The organism is Mycolicibacterium sp. ND9-15, from assembly GCF_035918395.1.
Taxonomy (GTDB): Bacteria; Actinomycetota; Actinomycetes; order Mycobacteriales; family Mycobacteriaceae; genus Mycobacterium.
Genome location: NZ_CP142362.1, coordinates 575,119 through 593,848 on the forward strand (window position 1 = coordinate 575,119; position 18,730 = coordinate 593,848).

16 protein-coding genes are annotated in these 18,730 nt (G+C 68.1%); 5 read left to right on the top strand and 11 right to left on the bottom strand.

Going from position 1 to position 18,730, the window contains the following annotated elements; translation table 11 throughout:
• Positions 1 to 245 precede the first annotated feature (245 nt).
• Both QGN32_RS02875 and ngg read left to right on the top strand, forming a co-directional pair.
• The gene (locus QGN32_RS02875; RefSeq protein WP_326547169.1) at positions 246 to 2,081 is read left to right on the top strand and encodes an N-acetylglutaminylglutamine amidotransferase; all 1,836 of its coding nucleotides are present in this window, start codon (positions 246 to 248) and stop codon (positions 2,079 to 2,081) included.
• Complete coding sequence (gene ngg, locus QGN32_RS02880; protein WP_326547170.1) at positions 2,078 to 3,844, top strand: N-acetylglutaminylglutamine synthetase; 1,767 nt, start codon at positions 2,078 to 2,080, stop codon at positions 3,842 to 3,844. The genes QGN32_RS02875 and ngg overlap by 4 nt, the downstream gene beginning before the upstream one ends.
• Position 3,845: 1 nt before the next feature.
• Here ngg and QGN32_RS02885 read toward each other — a convergent pair whose 3' ends face one another.
• The 11 genes from QGN32_RS02885 to dxr form a co-directional block, all read right to left on the bottom strand.
• Positions 3,846 to 4,409: an alpha/beta fold hydrolase gene (locus QGN32_RS02885; protein ID WP_326547171.1), complete on the bottom strand. Its 564-nt coding sequence runs from the start codon at positions 4,407 to 4,409 to the stop codon at positions 3,846 to 3,848.
• A gap of 62 nt (positions 4,410 to 4,471) precedes the next feature.
• Positions 4,472 to 5,134, bottom strand: a complete 663-nt coding sequence (locus tag QGN32_RS02890) for a hypothetical protein (RefSeq protein WP_326547172.1) — start codon at positions 5,132 to 5,134, stop codon at positions 4,472 to 4,474.
• Complete coding sequence (locus tag QGN32_RS02895; RefSeq protein ID WP_326547173.1) at positions 5,131 to 6,618, bottom strand: cobyric acid synthase; 1,488 nt, start codon at positions 6,616 to 6,618, stop codon at positions 5,131 to 5,133. Before QGN32_RS02895 ends, QGN32_RS02890 begins: the two co-directional genes overlap by 4 nt.
• A 73-nt stretch (positions 6,619 to 6,691) precedes the next feature.
• Positions 6,692 to 7,549 carry a type I methionyl aminopeptidase gene (gene map, locus QGN32_RS02900; RefSeq protein WP_326547174.1) on the bottom strand — a complete coding sequence of 286 codons (858 nt, stop codon included), beginning with the start codon at positions 7,547 to 7,549 and terminating at the stop codon, positions 6,692 to 6,694.
• Positions 7,550 to 7,595: 46 nt separating this feature from the next.
• Entirely contained in the window at positions 7,596 to 8,174 is a 579-nt protein-coding gene (locus QGN32_RS02905) for a DUF1707 SHOCT-like domain-containing protein (protein WP_326547175.1), read from the bottom strand.
• A gap of 32 nt (positions 8,175 to 8,206) precedes the next feature.
• On the bottom strand, positions 8,207 to 10,015 hold the full coding sequence (locus tag QGN32_RS02910) for a penicillin-binding transpeptidase domain-containing protein (protein WP_326547176.1): 1,809 nt from the start codon (positions 10,013 to 10,015) through the stop codon (positions 8,207 to 8,209).
• Between the two features lie 151 nt (positions 10,016 to 10,166).
• On the bottom strand, positions 10,167 to 10,826 hold the full coding sequence (locus tag QGN32_RS02915) for a GNAT family N-acetyltransferase (RefSeq protein ID WP_326547177.1): 660 nt from the start codon (positions 10,824 to 10,826) through the stop codon (positions 10,167 to 10,169).
• Between the two features lie 35 nt (positions 10,827 to 10,861).
• Positions 10,862 to 11,716: a GNAT family N-acetyltransferase gene (locus tag QGN32_RS02920; protein ID WP_326547178.1), complete on the bottom strand. Its 855-nt coding sequence runs from the start codon at positions 11,714 to 11,716 to the stop codon at positions 10,862 to 10,864.
• A gap of 55 nt (positions 11,717 to 11,771) precedes the next feature.
• Positions 11,772 to 12,944: a flavodoxin-dependent (E)-4-hydroxy-3-methylbut-2-enyl-diphosphate synthase gene (gene ispG, locus QGN32_RS02925; RefSeq protein WP_326547179.1), complete on the bottom strand. Its 1,173-nt coding sequence runs from the start codon at positions 12,942 to 12,944 to the stop codon at positions 11,772 to 11,774.
• Positions 12,945 to 12,953: 9 nt separating this feature from the next.
• The gene (locus tag QGN32_RS02930; protein ID WP_326547180.1) at positions 12,954 to 14,177 is read right to left on the bottom strand and encodes a M50 family metallopeptidase; all 1,224 of its coding nucleotides are present in this window, start codon (positions 14,175 to 14,177) and stop codon (positions 12,954 to 12,956) included.
• Positions 14,174 to 15,334, bottom strand: a complete 1,161-nt coding sequence (dxr, locus tag QGN32_RS02935; protein ID WP_326547181.1) for a 1-deoxy-D-xylulose-5-phosphate reductoisomerase — start codon at positions 15,332 to 15,334, stop codon at positions 14,174 to 14,176. Before dxr ends, QGN32_RS02930 begins: the two co-directional genes overlap by 4 nt.
• 167 nt (positions 15,335 to 15,501) lie before the next feature.
• Between dxr and QGN32_RS02940 the strand changes: the two genes are divergently transcribed.
• The 3 genes from QGN32_RS02940 (at position 15,502) to QGN32_RS02950 (ending at position 18,672) form a co-directional block, all read left to right on the top strand.
• Positions 15,502 to 16,176 carry a fasciclin domain-containing protein gene (locus QGN32_RS02940; RefSeq protein ID WP_326547182.1) on the top strand — a complete coding sequence of 225 codons (675 nt, stop codon included), beginning with the start codon at positions 15,502 to 15,504 and terminating at the stop codon, positions 16,174 to 16,176.
• 87 nt (positions 16,177 to 16,263) lie between these two features.
• Positions 16,264 to 18,000, top strand: coding sequence for a cytochrome c biogenesis protein DipZ (locus tag QGN32_RS02945; protein WP_326547183.1), 1,737 nt, complete (start codon positions 16,264 to 16,266; stop codon positions 17,998 to 18,000).
• Positions 18,001 to 18,093: 93 nt separating this feature from the next.
• Entirely contained in the window at positions 18,094 to 18,672 is a 579-nt protein-coding gene (locus QGN32_RS02950; RefSeq protein ID WP_326547184.1) for a fasciclin domain-containing protein, read from the top strand.
• Positions 18,673 to 18,730 lie beyond the last annotated feature (58 nt).

The window sequence follows — 18,730 nt, forward strand, 5'->3', positions numbered from 1 at the left end:
AATGTCACTTCTAGAGGCAGGGTGTCAGACCTTTGCCAAGGTTCGTTGTCGACGAAAAGCTGAAGAGCTGCGGTGGCGTCCACCTACAGCCTGGTATGACCATCGCCTCGGTTCTCGTCGTGATTCGAGATCGTTGCTGACAGAGCACGCTGTCACCGCGGTTCCACCGCGCCACCAGCGCCGAGTACACCCGAGTCACACCCGTCTCACGTTTCGCTGGCGTCAACAGGGGTAGTGTCGAGGGCGTGTGTGGAGCCACCGGCGAGGTGCGTCTCGACGGCCGGGTGCCTGACGTCGCAGCTGTCTCGGCGATGGCCGAGGCAATGGCGCCCAGAGGTCCGGACTCGGCGGGCGCATGGTCTCAAGGCAGGGTTGCGCTCGGTCACCGTCGCCTGAAGATCATCGACCTGTCCGAAGCGGGCGGTCAGCCCATGCTCGACTCCGACCTGGGGCTGGCGGTCGCGTGGAACGGCTGCATCTACAACTACAAGCAGCTGCGCCGGGAGCTCGGCGAGCACGGCTACCGGTTCTTCTCGCACAGCGACACCGAAGTGCTGCTCAAGGCGTACCACCAGTGGGGTGACCGGTTCGTCGACCGCCTCTACGGCATGTTCGCGTTTGCGATCGTCGAGCGCGACAGCGGCCGGGTGTTGCTCGGGCGCGACCGGCTGGGCATCAAACCGCTTTATATCAGCGAGAACTCCGCTCGCATCCGGTTCGCGTCATCGCTGCCCGCGCTGCTGGCAGGTGGCGACATCGACACTCGCATCGACCCGGTCGCGCTGCACCATTACATGACGTTCCATTCGGTGGTGCCCGCGCCCCGCACGATCCTGCGTGGGGTGACCAAGGTGCCGCCGGCGTCGCTGGTGGCGATCGAACCCGACGGAAGCCGCAGCACCACGACATACTGGGAACCCGATTTCACCCGGCATGCGGACCGGGCCGACTGGTCCGAAAACGACTGGGAGGAAGCCGTTCTCAGCTCCCTGCGCGTCGCGGTCGAGCGCCGACTGGTCGCCGACGTCCCGGTGGGCTGCCTGCTCTCCGGCGGTGTCGACTCCAGCTTGATCGTCGGGCTGCTCGCCGAGGCCGGCCAGCACGGGCTGGCGACGTTCTCCATCGGGTTCGAATCCGTCGCCGGCGTTGCAGGCGACGAGTTCAAGTACTCCGACATCATCGCCGAGCGCTTCGACACCGACCATCACCAGATCCGGATCGGCACCGAACGCATGCTGCCCGCGCTCGACGGCGCGATCGGCGCCATGAGCGAACCGATGGTCAGCCACGACTGCGTGGCCTTCTATCTGCTCAGCCAGGAGGTGTCCAAGCACGTCAAGGTCGTGCAGTCCGGCCAGGGTGCCGACGAAGTGTTCGCCGGATACCACTGGTATCCGCCGCTGGGCGCGCCGGCCGCGGCCTCCGTCGACGGCTCGGTGGCCAGCTACCGCAAGGCGTTCTTCGACCGCGACCAGTCCGGGTACGAGGCGCTCGTCTCGCCGGCGTTCACCACGGAGGCGCTCGGTCGCCGACCAGACGGCTCCGGCGACGACCCCAGCCTGCGGTTCGTCACGGAGAACTTCGCGCGCGCCGGCGCCGAAACCGGCATCGACCGTGCGCTTCGGCTCGACACCACGGTGATGCTCGTCGACGATCCGGTCAAGCGCGTGGACAACATGACCATGGCCTGGGGGCTGGAGGGTCGCGTGCCGTTTCTCGACCACGAGCTCGTCGAACTCGCCGCGAGCTGCCCACCCGAGCTGAAGATCGCGCACGAGGGCAAGGGCGTGTTGAAGCAGGCCGCGCGGCGAGTCATTCCGTCCGACGTCATCGACCGTCCGAAGGGTTACTTCCCGGTGCCCGCGCTCACCCACCTCGAGGGACCCTATCTGGACATGGTGCGCGACGCGCTGTACGCACCCGCCGCCAAGGAACGCGACCTGTTCCGGCCCGCGGCGATCGACCGGCTGCTCGCCGACCCGAACGGGCGGCTCACCCCGCTGCGCGGCAACGAACTCTGGCAGCTCGCGCTGCTCGAGCTGTGGCTGCAGCGGCATGGGATCACAGGGCCGGCGGCATGACCTCGCTCGACCCCGAAACCGACCAGACCGAAGCGATCACGCTCGGCCTGCACGACGCCTCACCCCAACATCTCGTGGACGCGATGGCCGACGACGTGGTCATCGAAATGGGCTGGGGCCGACTGATTTTCGGGCAGACATTCGCCAAGCCCGATAAGCTCGCCGAGGTGTTGCGGCACGAAGGGCCGGGCCGTCGCGACATCTGCATCTACGCCCGCGAACCCCATGTCCTGGTCTCGATGGCGCCCGCTGAGCTCTTCATCGATCCGAGCCACACCTACCGGCTGAGGTTCACCGACGAGGACCTGGATCTGTCGCCGAGCGGGTTCTCGGTGCGCGCGTTGCGCAGCGCCGAGGATGCCGACGAGATGAACCGCGTCTACGTGCGATGCGGAATGGTGCCCGGGCCCGTCGACGTGTTGTGGCAGAACCACCTTAGCCAGGACGCGGTCGACTATCTGGTCGCGGTGCGTGACGACGACGGATCCGTGGTGGGCACCGTCACCGGCGTCGACCACAAACGGTTGTTCTCCGACCCGGAGAACGGGTCGAGCCTGTGGACGCTCGCCGTCGACCCCACCACCAGCCTGCCGGGTGTCGGCGCCGCGCTCACCCACGCGCTGGCCGCAATCTACCGCGACCGCGGCCGCGCCTACATGGACCTGTCGGTGAGCCATGACAACGCCGCCGCGATCGCGCTGTACGAAAAGCTCGGATTCGAGCGCGTGCCGGTCATGGCGGTCAAGCGCAAGAATGCGATCAACGAACCGCTGTTCACCCATCCGCCCGAAACCGTAGAAGACCTGAACCCGTACGCGCGGATCATCGCCGACGAGGCCATGCGCCGCGGCATCTGGGTCGAGGTGCTCGACGCCGAGGCCGGCGAGATGCGGCTGTCGCACGGCGGTCGCAGCGTCATCACCCGGGAATCCTTGTCGGAGTTCACCTCCGCGGTGGCGATGGCACGTTGCGACGACAAGCGGCTGACCCGGCGTCTCGTGGCCGAGTCCGGTATCGCGGTGCCCAAAGGCAGGTTGGCGACCTTCGACGAGAAGGACCACGCCTTCCTCGAAGAGGTCGGCGACGTGGTGGTCAAACCGACCCGCGGTGAGCAGGGCAAGGGCATCACCGTCGGGATCAGCAGCCCCGAGGAGTTGGACGCCGCGCTGGCCCGTGCCCGCAAGGAACATCCGCATGTGTTGATCGAACAGCGGGCGCCCGGTGACGACCTTCGACTGGTGGTGATCGACGGCAAGGTGGTGGCCGCCGCACTGCGCAGGCCGGCGGAGATCGTCGGGACGGGACACCACACCGTGCGGGAGTTGATCGAAGCGCAGAGTCGGCGCCGGGAGGCGGCCACGGGTGGCGAATCCCGGATCCCGATCGACGCGGTCACCGAATCGACGGTCGCCGAAGCGGGCTGGTCCTTCGACGACGTGCTGCCCGAGGGACATCGCCTGCGGGTGCGCCGAACCGCGAACCTGCACCAGGGCGGCACCATTCACGATGTGACGGCGAAGGTGAACCCTCACCTGTGTGAGGTCGCGGTCAAGGCGGCCCACGCGATCGGCATCCCGGTGACCGGTATCGACCTGCTGGTGCCCGACGTCACCGAACCGGAGTACGTGTTCATCGAGGCCAATGAGCGACCCGGGTTGGCCAACCATGAACCACAGCCCACCGCAAAGGCTTTCGTCGATTTCTTGTTTCCGGGAAGCCCGGCGCTGCCGCAGGCCTGGACACCGGACGAGGCGTCCGCCTGAGCTACCAGGTGCTGGTGCGCATCACGATTTCGGCGGCCAACTGCGCCGTGGATTCCGCGGCGTTGCGCCTGCCGAGCAGGTCGACCATCCGGTAGTCGCCGTACACATAGCGTTGGCTGGCCTTGGCCACCGCGCGCGCGGCGGGTGTGCTGACCAGCGCGGTGGTGTTCATCTCGACCGGCGGACAGTGCTCGTCGCGGATCACGCCGGAGGCGTCGGCGACACGTGGGTGCCCGCGGTCGATGACGACCAGCCCGATGAACCGGTCGAGCCGGGTGGCGGCGAGTTCCCATGCCAACTCGCCGCCGATGCGGTCCCCCACCAGCAGCGCCCATTTCATGTCGAGCGCGTCGAGGATGCCCACGACCGACTTGGCGGTCAGCCGCGGATCGGGGGCGACGACGACCGTCCGCAGCGATGCGGTGTGCAGCCGTTGGCACACCGCGTCGTACGCGGCGGTCGACTGATGTCCAGCGCCGAGCACCACCACGACGGAACCCTTGTCGGGTCCTGCGACGTCGACGGGCACGCTGATTCCCTCGACGGTCACCGTAGTGGACGGCATTGGGCCACGCTACAGCGGCCGATGGGCCGACGCGGTCGTTTCGCCGGGAGTGAACGTGCGAATCAGACCGCCGCGAGGCGCTCGGCCTGCTTGGCCGCGATGTCCAGAAAAGTCTGCGGCAGCGTGGCTTTGACCGAGATTGTCGGGTTCGGCGTGGGAAAGGCGATACCGAACACGGCCATGGTCCCGATGTTCTCGAACGAGAAGTAGACATGGTTGTCGATGTCGCCCAACCGCATCGTCTGCCGATAGACGAGCGCGTCCCCGCGAGATGTATCCATCTTCGTCGTCGTCATCGGGATACCCGGCGAGGACAGGTCGAAGAACGCCTCGAAGCGCGCGCACCGGTCGGCGGTGGCCGCCAGCTTGTCGAGATCAAGATTAGACGTCAGCACCGTCATCACGATGCGCGCTCCGTCGTAACCGACGACGTACTCGGCCGCACTGCCCGGGCCGCGCTCGGCCGAGTCGGCGATCACCCGGGTCAGGCCGTCGGAGCAGCCCGCGGGCTTGGACAGCATCGCCTGCGGACCGCCCGCGCCGTCGGGCTGTCCCGGCTCACGCACGACGCGGTCATACTGCACTTCCGGCGGGAAGTCGGCGGCGGTGAGCAGCGCCCTGTCCAATCGGGCACCCGGCCAGGTCGGAGCGCCCGCGACCTGGTGGGCGCATCCGATCAGCGTCGCCGCGGTGAGCAGCGCCGCCACCCCGTGTCGCCAGGTCATCGCCGCAGTCCCGTGACGACGGTGGGTCTGGCCGGGGCGCCGTCGTCCAGCAGGGCGAGTACCGCGTCGAGGTCGAGATGGCTGGTCAGCAGGTCTGCCATCAGGTCGAGTTGGGCGTCGCGGCGGGCGCAAACATCGACGTCGTCGGCGACGACGAACCCGCTGCGGTCGGCAGCGGCCGCGACCTCGGCCAGCCACGACCGCCGGACCTCGTCGTTGTCGAGCAGCCCGTGCCAATGGGTGCCGTACACGGACCCGCGCCGGAGGCCGACCCCGAACCACTCCCGTTCCGCCGACCGGCTGACCTGACCATGATGAATCTCGTAGCCCGACAACGGTTCTCGGTGGCGGCGCAGCGTCTTGTCGGGGGTGAAGACGATGTCCGCGTCAAGCAGGTTCAGACCTGCCACGACGCCGGCGCGTGACTCGACCGGATCGTCGATGCGCGAGCACAGCATCTGGAACCCGCCGCACACCCCCAGCACGGGCAGTCCGCGGGCGGCATGTGCGGCCACCGCTTGAGCCAGGCCGCTGCGGCGCAGCCAGTCCAGATCGGCGACGGTGGCTTTGCTGCCGGGGAGCACGACCACGTCGACGTCGGCGAAGTCGGCAGGGTCGGCCACCCAGCGCACCAGCACGCCGGGTTCGCAGGCCAGCGCCTCGACGTCGGTCGAGTTCGAAATGCGGGGCAACCGGATCGCGGCCACCCGCAGCCACTGCTGCCCGCGCGGGGGCTGCGGGTCACCGACCACGCGGTGCGCCACCACCGACACGGAGTCCTCGGTGTCGAGCCACAACCCCTCGGCGTAGGGAATGACGCCGTAGGTCGGCCGCCCGGACAACTCCGCCAGTTGCGCCAACCCGGGCGCGAGCAGTGACGGGTCGCCGCGAAACTTGTTGACGACGAACCCGGCGATCAGCCGCTGGTCCTCGGGGGCGAGCACCGCGACGGTGCCGTACAGATGGGCGAGCAACCCGCCGCGGTCGATGTCGCCGACGACGATCACCGGAAGCTGCGCCGTGCGCGCCAGCCCCATGTTCGCCAGATCGGTTGCGCGCAAATTGATTTCGGCGGGCGATCCGGCACCCTCGCAGATGACGGCGTCGAAGTCGGAGCGCAGCTGAGCCAGTTCGTCGGCGACCACCGCGGCCAGGCGGTCGCGGTGGGTGATGTAGTCGCGCGCGCTTACGGTGTCTCTGACCTGACCGCGCACCACCAGCTGGGAGGTGCGGTCGCTGCCGGGCTTGAGCAGGATCGGGTTGAACCGCGTGTGTGGCGCCAGGCCTGCCGCGCGGGCCTGCATCGCCTGCGCGCGACCGATCTCGCCACCGTCGACGGTGACCGCCGAGTTGTTCGACATGTTCTGCGCCTTGAACGGCGCGACGCGAATGCCTTTGCGCGCCAGCAGCCGGCACAGCCCAGCAACCACCATCGACTTGCCGGCGTCCGATGTCGTGCCGGCGACGAGCAGCGCGCCGCTCATCGCGCCGAATGTGCGCTCACTGCGAAAATCCGGCCGGAAAATCGCAATGGATGCACGTTCGCGAAGAGAAGTCTCACAGCTGGGTCAGGATCTCGGCGCCGTCGTCGGTGACCACCAGTGTGTGCTCGAACTGCGCGGTCCACTTCTTGTCCGTGGTGGCGACGGTCCAGCCGTCGTCCCAGATCTCGTAGTCGAGCCCGCCGAGGTTGATCATCGGCTCGATGGTGAACGTCATGCCGGGCTGCAGCACGGTCTCCACCGCGGGCTGGTCGTAGTGCAGCACCACCAGGCCGTTGTGGAAGGTGGTGCCGATTCCGTGGCCGGTGAAGTCGCGAACCACGTGGTAGCCGAACCGATTTGCGTACGCCTCGATGACCCGGCCGACGACGGACAGCTGACGGCCGGGTTTGACGGCCTTGATCGCGCGCATCGTCGCTTCGTGCGTGCGCTCGACGAGCAGCCGGTGCTCCTCGGACACGTCGCCCGCGAGAAACGTCGCGTTGGTGTCGCCGTGCACGCCGTCGATGTAGGCGGTCACGTCGATGTTGACGATGTCGCCGTCCTCGATAACGGTCGAGTCCGGGATGCCGTGGCAAATGATCTCGTTCAGCGAGGTGCAGCACGACTTCGGGTAGCCCTTGTAGCCGAGGGTGGAGGGGTAGGCGCCGTGGCCGACCATGTACTCGTGGGCGATGCGGTCAAGTTCGTCGGTGGTGACCCCGGGCGCGACGGCCTTTCCGGCCTCGGCGAGCGCACCCGCCGCGATCCGCCCGGCCACCCGCATCTTCTCGATCACCTCGCGCGTCTGCACCCAGGGCTCGCTGCCCTCGTCGACGGTCGACTTCCAGGCGTACTCGGGCCGCGGAATCGAGCTGGGCACCGGCAGCGTCGGTGATACGACGCCGGGGCGAAGGGCGGTGCGAACAGCCATGATGCCAGCGTAGCGGACCCTTCGCCAGGCAAGAGGGAGCCGCTCGTCAGCCGAACCGGCCCAACCGCCAGGACTTACGCGGGCCGCGGATGTCGATCGAGCCGCAGACCACCTTGCCGGTCAGGATGACGTGCGGGGTGCCGTCGCCCGGCGCATCCCTGCGGTGGTCTTCGGCGCTGCCGACGACGACCTCGACATCGTCGATCGAAGCACTGGCGCCTTCGGGCAGTCGCAGGTCCAGGCCCCCGAACTTCAGGTCGAGTTCGATGACCACCATCGGCCCGGCGAACCGCGCCCTCGTCAGGTCCAGGTCCACCGAACCCACCCGCCGGTGCAGAGCCAGTCGGCTCGGTACGGTCCATTCGCCGTGCCGTTTGAGCGACCCGAGGACACCTCGCAACTCGACCCGGTCGGCGGCCGACGTGACGATCGCGCCTGGGCCGGGTAGGTCGCCGACCAGCGCGTCCAGGTCGGAGTGCAGCCGCGCCCGCGCCACCGCCGCCGAACGTTCCTCGAACTCGTCGATGTCGATGAGGCCCAGCGCGACGGCATTGTGCAGTCGCCGCAGCGTGCCGTTGCGGTCGGCGTCGGAGACGCGCATGGCGTCGTAATTGATGTCGGTCATCGCACGTTCCACGGTACGGCGAACGGCGGGGTTCAGGCCAGGTAGTCCGGCGGAAGCCCGTCGAGCATGCCCTTGAGCATCCGCACCGCGTACTCCGACGATCCGCCGCCGACGATCAGCGCGGCGAACGCCATGTCGCCGCGGTACCCGGCGAACCACGAATGCGAACCGCCCGCAAACTCCGCCTCACCGGTCTTGCCGCGCACGTCGCCCGCGCCTTGCAGATCCTCTGCGGTGCCGTTGGTGACCACCAACCGCATCATCGGTCGCAGCCCCTCGAGAATCTTCGGGTCCATCGGCGCGGGGTTATCGGTGACCTCGGTCTGCCTGCCCTGAATGAGTTGCGGCACAGGGGTTTTACCGGCCGCTACGGTCGCGGCGGCCAGCGCCATGCCGAACGGGCTGGCCAGCACCTTACCCTGGCCGAAGCCGTCTTCGGTGCGCTCGGCCAGATCGACGGTGGGCGGCACAGAACCCGTCACGGTCCTCAGCCCCTCGATGTCGTAGTCGGCGCCGATGCCGTACCTCGCCGCGGCCATCGTCAATCCGCGCGGCGGCATCCGGCTGGCCAGTTCGGCGAACGTGGTGTTGCACGAACTGGCGAAAGCCCGCGACATCGGCACCGTGCCGAGGTCGAAGCCACCGTAGTTGGGCACCGTCCGATGACCGATGTCCATCGTCCCGGGACACGGGAGGAGCGTGTTGGGAGTGGCCATGTCGCGTTCGATGGCCGCCCCGGCCGTGACCATCTTGAACGTCGACCCTGGCGGGTACAGGCCGGTGGTGGCGATGAGCCCTTCGCTGTCGGCGGACGCGTTCTGCGCGACGGCCAGGATCTCGCCGGTGGAGGGCTTGATCACCACGATCATCGCCTTCTTGCCGGTGAAGTTGACCGCGTTCTGTGCGGCGTCCTGGACCGCGCGGTCGAGGCTGATCCTGATCGAGGGTGCAGGCGTACCCGGCACTTCGTTGAGCACATCGACGTCGACGCCGTTTTGATTGACGGTGACCACCCGCCAGCCCGCCTGCCCGCCGAGTTCGCCGACGACCGCCTTCTTGACCTCGCTGACGATTGCGGGCGCGAAAGTCTCGTCGGTAGGCACCATTTCGTTCTGCGGCGTGATGACCACACCAGGTTGTGCGCCGATCGCGGCGGCGACCCGGTCGTGGTCGGATTTGCGCAGCGTGATCAGGTTCAGTGGCTGCTTCGACGAGCTGGCCTGTTCGGCGAGCCGCTGCGGGTCCAGCGTGTTGTCGAATGGCCGCAGCGCGTCGACGACGGCGCGCGCGGTCTGCATCAGCGCCCCGCCCGCCGCCCGCGCGTCCAACGTGTAGCTGTACAGATAGCCGGGCACCAGCACCTCGGTGCCGCCCCGCTCGATCACCGATGCCCGCGGTGGCGCGTCCGCGCGCAGCGCGAAAGTCTGGTTGTCGCCGAGCCGCGGATGCAGCCCGGTGGCGCTCCACCGCACCATCCACCGGCCCTCGTCGCGGACCATGTTGAGTTGCCCGTCGTAGGTCCAGGTGCGGTCCTTCGGCAGATGCCAGGTGTAGCGATAGGTCACACTGCCGGTGTCTTCGGCGTACTTGGCCCCCAGGATCTGGGTGTCGAGGTGCGTGGCCTGCAGACCCGCCCATGCCCCGTTCAGGTCTTCGCGCGTCTCGGCCGGCCGGTCACTGAGTTCGGCCGCGCGCGCAGTGTCGCCGGTCGCCAGCGCGGCGAAGAACTTCTCGGCGGTCGGCTCGGGTCCCGCGGGCCTGGGGGTACATGCGCTGTTGAGGCCGACAATCACCACGCCGACCGCCAGCAAGCTCGTTATGCGTGTTACTGAAGATGCCATTGGGGCAGATGTTACGAAGTCGAGACCTGTAAGCGCGGGAGGCGCACCGATGCGCGCGACTTCGGAGCCTTAACTGGTTACTTGCCCTCACCCCATGCGTGGGATCAACCGGTTAGCGGCCGAACGACACGAGCGGCGCGAGGGGCGAGGGCTACGACCCGGCCGCCGGTGCCCGGACCACCAGCGGCACCGCCGGGAAATACGCGGCCATCTCCGACCGCGACTTGCGCAGCGCGGCGGTGCCGTACCCCTGTTTGCGGTAGTCGGGGTGAATCCAGATTCGCACGTTGACCTCGCCGGAGATGAGGTCGCCGAAGACCATGCCGACCTTCTCGGAGTCGTGCACCACCACCAGCCAGGCCGCCTCTTCGGCATCGACGCGGCGCAAGCCGCCGCGGATCTCGTCGTCGAGGTCGCCTGCCGGGGCGCGAGACCCGTCGCCCGCTTCGCGGACGTCGGAGGTGCGCGCCGCGAAGATGTCACGGTCGGCGTCGGCGTGGAACGGTCGCAGCACCATGCTGTCAGCGGTGCGGGCGGGCTCGCCCATGGTGAAGCTGAGCTGGTTGTTGAGATCCTCCAGCTCGGCCGCGATCCGGCGCCGCGACACCTTGGTCAGCCGATCGAACGACAACCGCAGCACCGCTTCGGCGGCCGGGTGCGACGCACCGAGCATGCCGGCGATCGCTTCGACGGCCGCGTCGTAGTCCTCGGACTCTACGATGACGTCGAGAAGTTCATGTCGCCGTTCGAGGGCGCGCAGCATCGTGTCGGCGATCTCTCTGCGCGCGATTGTGCGGTTGTCGTCAGCCATGACGTGAGCGTAAATCAGTCGGACGGCTGGGATCGTCAGTCGAGCAGAACGGTCGCGAACGTTCCCACCCGTCGGAAGCCGACCCGGTCGTAAGTGGCCCTCGCGACGGTGTTGAAGTCGTTGACATACAGGCTCGCCGTGCGGCCGGAGCGCACCACCGCCGACGCCAGGGTGGCGGTACCCGCGGTGCCTAAACCGTGCCCGCGCCAGTCGGGGTGCACCCACACACCCTGGATCTGGCCGACCGTCGGCGACTGGGAGCCGACCTCGGCCTTGAACACCACCTCGCCGCGCTCGAAGCGGGCCCAGGCGCGGCCTGCCGCGATCAGCCCGGCGACGCGTCGGCGGTAACCGCGCCCGCCGTCGCCGAGCCGCGGGTCGATGCCGACTTCGCCGATGAACATGTCGACGGAGGCGACGAGATAGGCGTCGAGCTCGTCGGCGCGCACCTGACGCACCGCCGGATCGGTGGCGCACAGCGGCGGCGTGCTCAGCGCCATCAACGGCTGATGCTCGCGGACGTCACGCGCGGTGCCCCAGGCCTGCTCGAGGCGACGCCACATCGGCAGCACCAATTCGGCCCGACCGACCAGCGACGAGCAGCGCCGTGCGGTGCTCATCGCCTTCTCGGCGAACGCCTGCAGATCGATCATCGCCCCGCGCAACGGAATGAGGTTCGCCCCTGCGTAGCACAGCGACTCGGTGGGCCGGCACCGCGTCCACAGTTCGCCGCCGATCGCCGAAGGCTCCACACCGTTGTCGGCCACCCGGCAGGCGACCATGCAGGATCCGACCGGATCCTCGTCGAGGACACGTATGACGGCGCCGACGTCACGCACCACCGAGACCCGTCGTTCGTCGACGTGACGAAACAGCGGCGGTGCCGACATGGGATCTCTTTCTAACCGACGCCGGGCGATGATCACCCAGTGTGTGGGATCACATTCAGCTTACGGTCACGACCGGCGAACCGCTGGCATCTGTTCCGCCCTCTGTGTTCATTTCGGATGCCAGTCTCATCGCCTCTTCGATCAGCGTCTCGACGATCTGCGCCTCGGGCACGGTCTTGATCACCTCACCCTTGACGAAGATCTGGCCCTTGCCGTTGCCGGATGCGACCCCGAGGTCGGCTTCTCGCGCCTCGCCGGGACCGTTGACCACACAACCCATCACCGCGACGCGCAGCGGGACATCCAGGCCTTCCAGCCCGGCGGTGACCTCGTTGGCCAGCGAGTAGACGTCGACCTGGGCACGTCCGCACGACGGGCACGACACGATCTCCAGTGTCCGCGGACGCAGGTTCAGCGATTCGAGGATCTGGTTTCCGACCTTGACCTCTTCGGCGGGCGGCGCGGACAGCGAGACGCGGATGGTGTCGCCGATGCCCCGGGACAGCAGCGCGCCGAACGCGACCGCCGACTTGATCGTGCCCTGGAAAGCCGGGCCAGCTTCGGTGACGCCGAGATGCAGCGGATAATTGCATTGCGCGGCCAGCTGTTCGTAGGCGGCCACCATCACCACGGGGTCGTTGTGCTTGACGCTGATCTTGATGTCGCCGAAGCCGTGCTCCTCGAACAGTGATGCCTCCCACAGCGCGGATTCGACCAACGCCTCGGGGGTGGCCTTGCCGTACTTCTCCATGAACCGCTTGTCCAGCGACCCGGCGTTGACGCCGATGCGGATAGGGATGCCCGCAGCGCCCGCGGCCTTGGCGACCTCGCCGACCCGGCCGTCGAATTCCTTGATGTTGCCGGGGTTGACGCGCACGGCCGCGCACCCGGCGTCGATCGCGGCGAAGATGTACTTCGGCTGGAAGTGGATGTCGGCGATCACGGGGATCTGGCTGTGCCGGGCGATCTCGGCCAGCGCGTCGGCGTCCTCCTGACGCGGGCAGGCCACCCGCACGATGTCGCAGCCCGACGCGGTCAGCTCGGCGATCTGCTGCAGCGTGCTGTTGACGTCGTGGGTCTTGGTGGTGCACATGGACTGCACGGCGATCGGGTGCTCGCTGCCGATGCCGACATCGCCGACCATCAACTGACGGGTCTTGCGGCGGGGCGCCAGAACCGGTGCCGGCGGCGCCGGCATCCCCAGTCCTATCTGTTGGCCGGAGGCCATTTACCTCTCCTACTGGAAGATTCTGATGGGGTTGATGAAGTCGGCGGTCACGGTCAACAGCATGTAGCCGGCCACCACCACGAGGATCAGGTATGTGGCGGGCATCAGCTTGAGGTAGTTGACCGGAGCCGCGGCCACCTTGCCGCGCGCCGACCGGATCATGTTGCGGACTTTCTCGTAGAACGCGATCGCGATGTGTCCACCGTCGAACGGCAACAGCGGTACGAGGTTGATCGCACCGAGCACGAAATTCAACTGCGCCAGGAAGAACCAGAACGCGACCCACAGCCCCTGGTCCACGGCGTCGCCGCCGATGATGCTGGCGCCGACCACGCTGATCGGGGTCTCGGGGTCGCGCTCCTCGCCGCCAAGGGAGTGCACCAATGCGCCTATCTTGGTCGGGAGCTTGGCCAGCGACTTGCCGATCTCCACGGCGAGGTCGCCGGTGAACGCGACCGTGGCGGGCGCCGCCGACAGCGCGTTGTACTGCGTGGGCCCGAATTGCGCCGCGGTGATGCCGACCGTGCCGACCGGGGCCGGCTCGGCGGAGTCTCCGCTGGCGACCCAGCGCTGGGCGGGGACGACGTCGACGACGGTGGTGAACTCGTCGCCGTCGCGCTGCACGGTGAACTGAGTCGGACCCTTCAGCGGGCGGATGGCGGCGACCATCTCGTCGAAATTCGCCACCGGGGTGTCGCCGACCTTCACCACGGTGTCGCCGGCCCGAATGCCCGCGGCGGCGGCCGACGACGGGGCCAGGCAGTCGCCGAGCTGCCCCTTGCTGACTTCGGCCTTCACACACGACGTCTCGCCGACGATCGCGGTGGTCGGCGCGTGCAGGTTGGGCAGTCCCCACACCACCGCGATGCCGTAGATCAGCAGCAGGCCGATGACGAAGTTCATGCCGGGGCCGGCGGCGAGCACCGCAGCCCGTTTCCATGTCTTCTGTTTGTACATCGCGCGCTCGTGCTCGTCGGGCGCGAGTTCCTCCACCGAGGTCATGCCCGCGATGTCGCAGAACCCGCCGAGCGGGACCGCCTTGACGCCGTACTCGGTGCGGTCGCCGAGCTTGTTCGCCCGCCAGGTGGACCACAGCGTGGGTCCGAACCCGACGAAGTAGCGGCGCACCTTCATGCCGGTGGCGCGCGCCACCCACATGTGCCCGCATTCGTGCAGAGCCACCGAAACCAGGATGGCCAGTGCGAACAGCACGACACCCGTCAGCCACATCATCTGGTGGTGGTTACCTCCCGCTCGACCGCGCGCGTGGCGCGGTCACGCGCCCACTGTTGGGCGTCAAGTACGTCATCCACGGTAGCGGGTTCGGCGGCCCACTGGTCGGCAGCGCGCAGCACGTCGCCGATGGTGCGCACGATCGCCGGGAACCGAATGCACCCGTCGAGGAAGGCCGCGGCCGCCGCCTCGTTGGCGGCGTTGTAGACCGCGGTCAGGCAGCCGCCGACTACCCCCGCCTGCCGGGCCAGCGCCACCGCCGGGAATACCTCATCGTCGAGCGGCTCGAAGTCCCAGGTCGAAGCCGTGGAGAAATCACATGCGAGGGCCGCCGCGGGCACCCGTTCGGGCCAGCCGAGCGCCAGCGCGATCGGCAGCTTCATATCCGGCGGGCTGGCTTGGGCCAGCGTCGAACCGTCGGTGAACGTGACCATCGAGTGCACGATCGACTGCGGATGGACGACCACCTCGATGCGGTCGTAGGGCACCCCGAACAGCAGGTGGGTCTCGATCAGCTCGAGCCCCTTGTTGACCAGTGACGCCGAGTTCAGCGTGTTCATCGGGCCCATCGACCAGGTCGGGTGGGCGCCGGCCTGCTCGGGGGTGGCCGACTCCAGCTTCTCGGAGCTCCAGCCGCGGAACGGGCCGCCCGAGGCGGTCAGCACGATCTTGGCGACCTCGTCCGGGGTGCCGCCCCGCAGGCACTGGGCCATCGCCGAGTGTTCGGAATCCACGGGCACGATCTGGCCCGGCCGGGCCGCCTTGAGCACCAGTGGCCCACCTGCGACGAGCGACTCCTTGTTGGCCAGCGCCAGGCGCGCGCCCGTTGCCAGCGCGGCTAGCGTCGGTTTGAGCCCCAGTGCACCGACGAGCGCGTTGAGCACCACGTCGGCCTCGGTGTTCTCAACCAGCGCGGTGACGGCGTCCGGCCCGGCGTAGGTCACGTCGCCGACCCGCGCGGCGGCGGACTCGTCGGCGACGGCGATGTTGGCCACACCCGTGGCGGCGCGCTGTCGGCCGAGCAGGTCCGGGTTACCACCGCCGGCGGCCAGGCCGACGACCTCGAAGCGGTCGGGATTGGCGGCGATGACGTCCAGCGCCTGGGTACCGATCGATCCGGTGCTGCCCAGTATCAGCACGCGGCGTCTTGCACTCACCGAACCATTGTGCCGCTTACCGGCGTGCGGTCGTCACCCGCCGGGCTCACCGATGCGATCAAAATGTGACGCACATCTAACGCGACCCATCCACGTCGCGCGCCGGTCCGAATTCCGGGTGTCACAGCAGAGGGGTGGGAAAGCCGCCCGCGACAAGGGAGCAGCGCATGAAACTCGAATTTCGCAAGTCTGTCACGGCGGCGGGTGTGGCCGCGGCCGCGATCCTGACCATCTCGGCGTGTTCGAACGAGGCCGAGACCCCGGCGCCCACCGCGGCCCCGGAGACAACTTCCCGTGCGACCACCGGCGCCCCCGCGCCGATGGAGCGGTCCATGGATCCGGCCGCGAACCTGGTGGGCACCGGTTGTGCGACCTACGCCGAGCAGGTGCCGTCGGGTCCGGGTTCGGTGGCCGGAATGGCGCAGGACCCGGTGACCGTCGCCGCGTCGAACAACCCGATGCTCAAGACGCTGACGCAAGCGGTCTCCGGGCAGCTCAACCCGAAAGTCAACCTCGTCGACACGCTCAACGGGGGCGAGTTCACGGTGTTCGCGCCGACCGATGAGGCCTTCGGCAAGCTCGACCCGGCCACCATCGAGACGCTCAAGACCGACAGCGAACTGCTGACCGGCATCCTCACCTATCACGTGGTGCCGGGACAGGCCAGTCCGGCGCAGGTGGCCGGCGACCACAAGACCGTGCAGGGCGCCAACGTCGCGGTCACAGGTGAGGGCGACGGCCTCAAGGTCAACGACGCCGGGCTGGTGTGCGGCGGGGTGTCCACCGCCAACGCGACGGTGTACATGATCGACACCGTCCTGATGCCCCCGGCCGCCTCCTAGGCCAATTCCCTGCGAGCGGGCTCGGAATCGCTTGAAGAACTCCACATGCGCGATTCCGTGCCCGCTCGCGCGCCCTAAGGACCGGTCATGTTCACCCTCGTTCTCATCGGCTTCCTCGGCGGGCTGATCACCGGCATCTCGCCGTGCATCCTGCCGGTGCTGCCGGTGATCTTCTTTTCCGGCACCCAGACCGCCCGCGTCGAGGCCGGTGGAGCCGCACCCGCGGCAACCGCGACGCGGCCCTTACTCGTCGAGCGGTTGCGCCCCTACCTCGTGATCGCCGGGCTGGTGGCCAGCTTCTCGACGGTGACCCTGCTCGGCTCGACCGTGTTGTCGCTGCTGCGCCTGCCCCAGGACGCGATCCGCTGGGTGGCGCTGATTGCGCTCGTCGCGATCGGTGCCGGGCTGATCTTCCCGCGATTCGAGGCGCTGCTGGAGAAGCCGTTTGCGCGATTGCCCCAGAAGCAATTCGGCTCCGGTAGAAGCGGTTTCGGCCTCGGGCTGGCGCTCGGCGTGCTGTACGTGCCGTGCGCGGGTCCGGTGCTGGCCGCCATCATCATCGCCGGCGCCACCGGCACCGTCGGCATCGCCACCGTCGCGCTGACCCTGTCCTTTGCCATCGGCGCCGCGCTGCCGCTGCTGTTCTTCGCTCTTGCGGGCCGTCGCGTCGCGGAACGGGTCGCGGCCTTCCGAAGCCGTCAGCGCCAGATTCGCATCGCCGCCGGTGTGGTCACGATCCTGCTGGCGATCGCGTTGGCGTTAAACCTGCCCGCCGCGCTGCAGCGCGCCATCCCCGATTACACCGGCACGCTTCAGGAGAGGGTCGGCGGCGAAGACCAGATCCGGGAACAGCTCAACCTCGGCGGGCTGGTCAACGACCAGAACCGAATGCTGTCCAACTGCACCAACGGTGCGCCCGAGTTGGAGAGTTGCGGCACGGCGCCCGATCTCACGGGCATCACCGGTTGGCAGAACACCCCCGGCGGCGCCCCGGTCGACCTGAAATCGCTGCGCGGCAAGGTTGTTCTCATCGACTTCTGGGCGTACTCGTGCATCAACTGTCAGCGCGCGGTTCCCCACGTCGTCGACTGGTACGCCGCATACGAAGACGCCGGATTCGAGGTGATCGGTGTGCACACACCCGAGTACGCCTTCGAGCGGGTACCGGCCAACGTTGGCAGCGGCGCTCGAGACCTGGGCATCACCTATCCCGTCGCGCTCGACACCAACTACTCCACGTGGACGAACTACCGTAACCGGTACTGGCCGGCCAAGTACCTGATCGATGCCGACGGCACGGTGCGGCACATCAAGTTCGGCGAGGGCGACTACGCGAGGACCGAACAGTTGATCCGGCAACTGCTTTCGGAGGCGAACCCCGCCGCTGACCTGCCACCCGCCACGGAGAAGACCGACTCCACCCCGTCGCGCGACCTCACCCCCGAGACGTACCTCGGTGTCGGCAAGATGGTCAATTACGGCGGTCCCGGAGCCTACGACGAAGGCGTATTCACCTTCGAGTATCCGAAACGCTTGCCCGAGGACAGTTTCGGGCTTCGAGGGCGCTGGGCGCTCGACTACCAGGGCGCCACCGCCGAGGGTCCGGACTCGAGCATCCGGCTCGACTATCGCGCCCGCAACGTCTACCTGGTGGTCGGCGGCACCGGCACGGTGACGGTGACGCGCGGCGGCGAATCCCGCCGGATCGCGGTCGACGGTCCGCCGACGCTGCGACAGCTCGTCGGCGACGACGATGTCCGCCGTGGCACGCTCGAGGTCCAGCTGAGTCAAGGCCTGCAGGCGTTCTCATTCACCTACGGCTGACAATTGCGACCCATCCGGATTCCAGTCAGCTCCGAATAGTGATCGCAGTTCCGGCGGCGCAGTGCCGTCCCGACCAGAAATGGAGTGCGAGTGATGAATACCAGGAAGAAGATGGTCAGCGCAGGCTTGGCCGCACTGGGAGCCACCGGCCTGATGCTGGGCACCGCGACCACGGCCCAGGCCGAGATGGTGGGCCCCGGGTGCGCGGGCTATGCGCAGCAGGTGCCGGTGGGTCCGGGCTCGGTGATGGGCATGGCCCAGGACCCGGTCGCGGTCGCCGCCTCGAACAACCCGCTGCTGACGACGCTGACGAAAGCCGTTTCAGGTCAACTCAATCCGCGGGTGAACCTCGTCGACACGCTCAACGGCGGTCAGTTCACGGTGTTCGCGCCTACCGATGACGCGTTCGCCAAGATCGACCCGGCCACCATCGAGCAGCTCAAGACCGACGCGGCGCTCTTGACCAGCATCCTGACCTACCACGTCGTGCCCGGGCAGGCCGGCCCGGCACAGGTGGTCGGTACGCACAAGACCGTGCAGGGTGCCGACGTCACCGTGACCGGCGGCGGGAACGACCTCAAGGTCAACGACGCCTCGGTGGTGTGCGGCGGCGTACAGACGGCCAACGCGACCGTCTACCTCATCGACTCGGTGCTCATGCCCCCGAACTGACCTGTGCCACAACAGGATCGAGGGCAGCCCGTGCCACCCCCAGCCGGGCTGCCCTCCC

What these genes read in the sequence shown, in the direction of transcription:
- ngg (WP_326547170.1), top strand. Translation starts at nt 2,078, where the DNA reads ATGACCTCGCTCGACCCCGAAACCGACCAGACCGAAGCGATCACGCTC.
- QGN32_RS02930 (WP_326547180.1), bottom strand. Translation starts at nt 14,177, where the DNA reads ATGATGTGGCTGACGGGTGTCGTGCTGTTCGCACTGGCCATCCTGGTT.
- QGN32_RS02920 (WP_326547178.1), bottom strand. Translation starts at nt 11,716, where the DNA reads ATGTCGGCACCGCCGCTGTTTCGTCACGTCGACGAACGACGGGTCTCG.
- QGN32_RS02905 (WP_326547175.1), bottom strand. Translation starts at nt 8,174, where the DNA reads ATGACCGACATCAATTACGACGCCATGCGCGTCTCCGACGCCGACCGC.
- map (WP_326547174.1), bottom strand. Translation starts at nt 7,549, where the DNA reads ATGGCTGTTCGCACCGCCCTTCGCCCCGGCGTCGTATCACCGACGCTG.
- ispG (WP_326547179.1), bottom strand. Translation starts at nt 12,944, where the DNA reads ATGGCCTCCGGCCAACAGATAGGACTGGGGATGCCGGCGCCGCCGGCA.
- QGN32_RS02910 (WP_326547176.1), bottom strand. Translation starts at nt 10,015, where the DNA reads ATGGCATCTTCAGTAACACGCATAACGAGCTTGCTGGCGGTCGGCGTG.
- QGN32_RS02945 (WP_326547183.1), top strand. Translation starts at nt 16,264, where the DNA reads ATGTTCACCCTCGTTCTCATCGGCTTCCTCGGCGGGCTGATCACCGGC.
- QGN32_RS02915 (WP_326547177.1), bottom strand. Translation starts at nt 10,826, where the DNA reads ATGGCTGACGACAACCGCACAATCGCGCGCAGAGAGATCGCCGACACG.
- QGN32_RS02940 (WP_326547182.1), top strand. Translation starts at nt 15,502, where the DNA reads ATGAAACTCGAATTTCGCAAGTCTGTCACGGCGGCGGGTGTGGCCGCG.
- QGN32_RS02885 (WP_326547171.1), bottom strand. Translation starts at nt 4,409, where the DNA reads ATGCCGTCCACTACGGTGACCGTCGAGGGAATCAGCGTGCCCGTCGAC.
- QGN32_RS02895 (WP_326547173.1), bottom strand. Translation starts at nt 6,618, where the DNA reads ATGAGCGGCGCGCTGCTCGTCGCCGGCACGACATCGGACGCCGGCAAG.
- QGN32_RS02890 (WP_326547172.1), bottom strand. Translation starts at nt 5,134, where the DNA reads ATGACCTGGCGACACGGGGTGGCGGCGCTGCTCACCGCGGCGACGCTG.
- QGN32_RS02950 (WP_326547184.1), top strand. Translation starts at nt 18,094, where the DNA reads ATGAATACCAGGAAGAAGATGGTCAGCGCAGGCTTGGCCGCACTGGGA.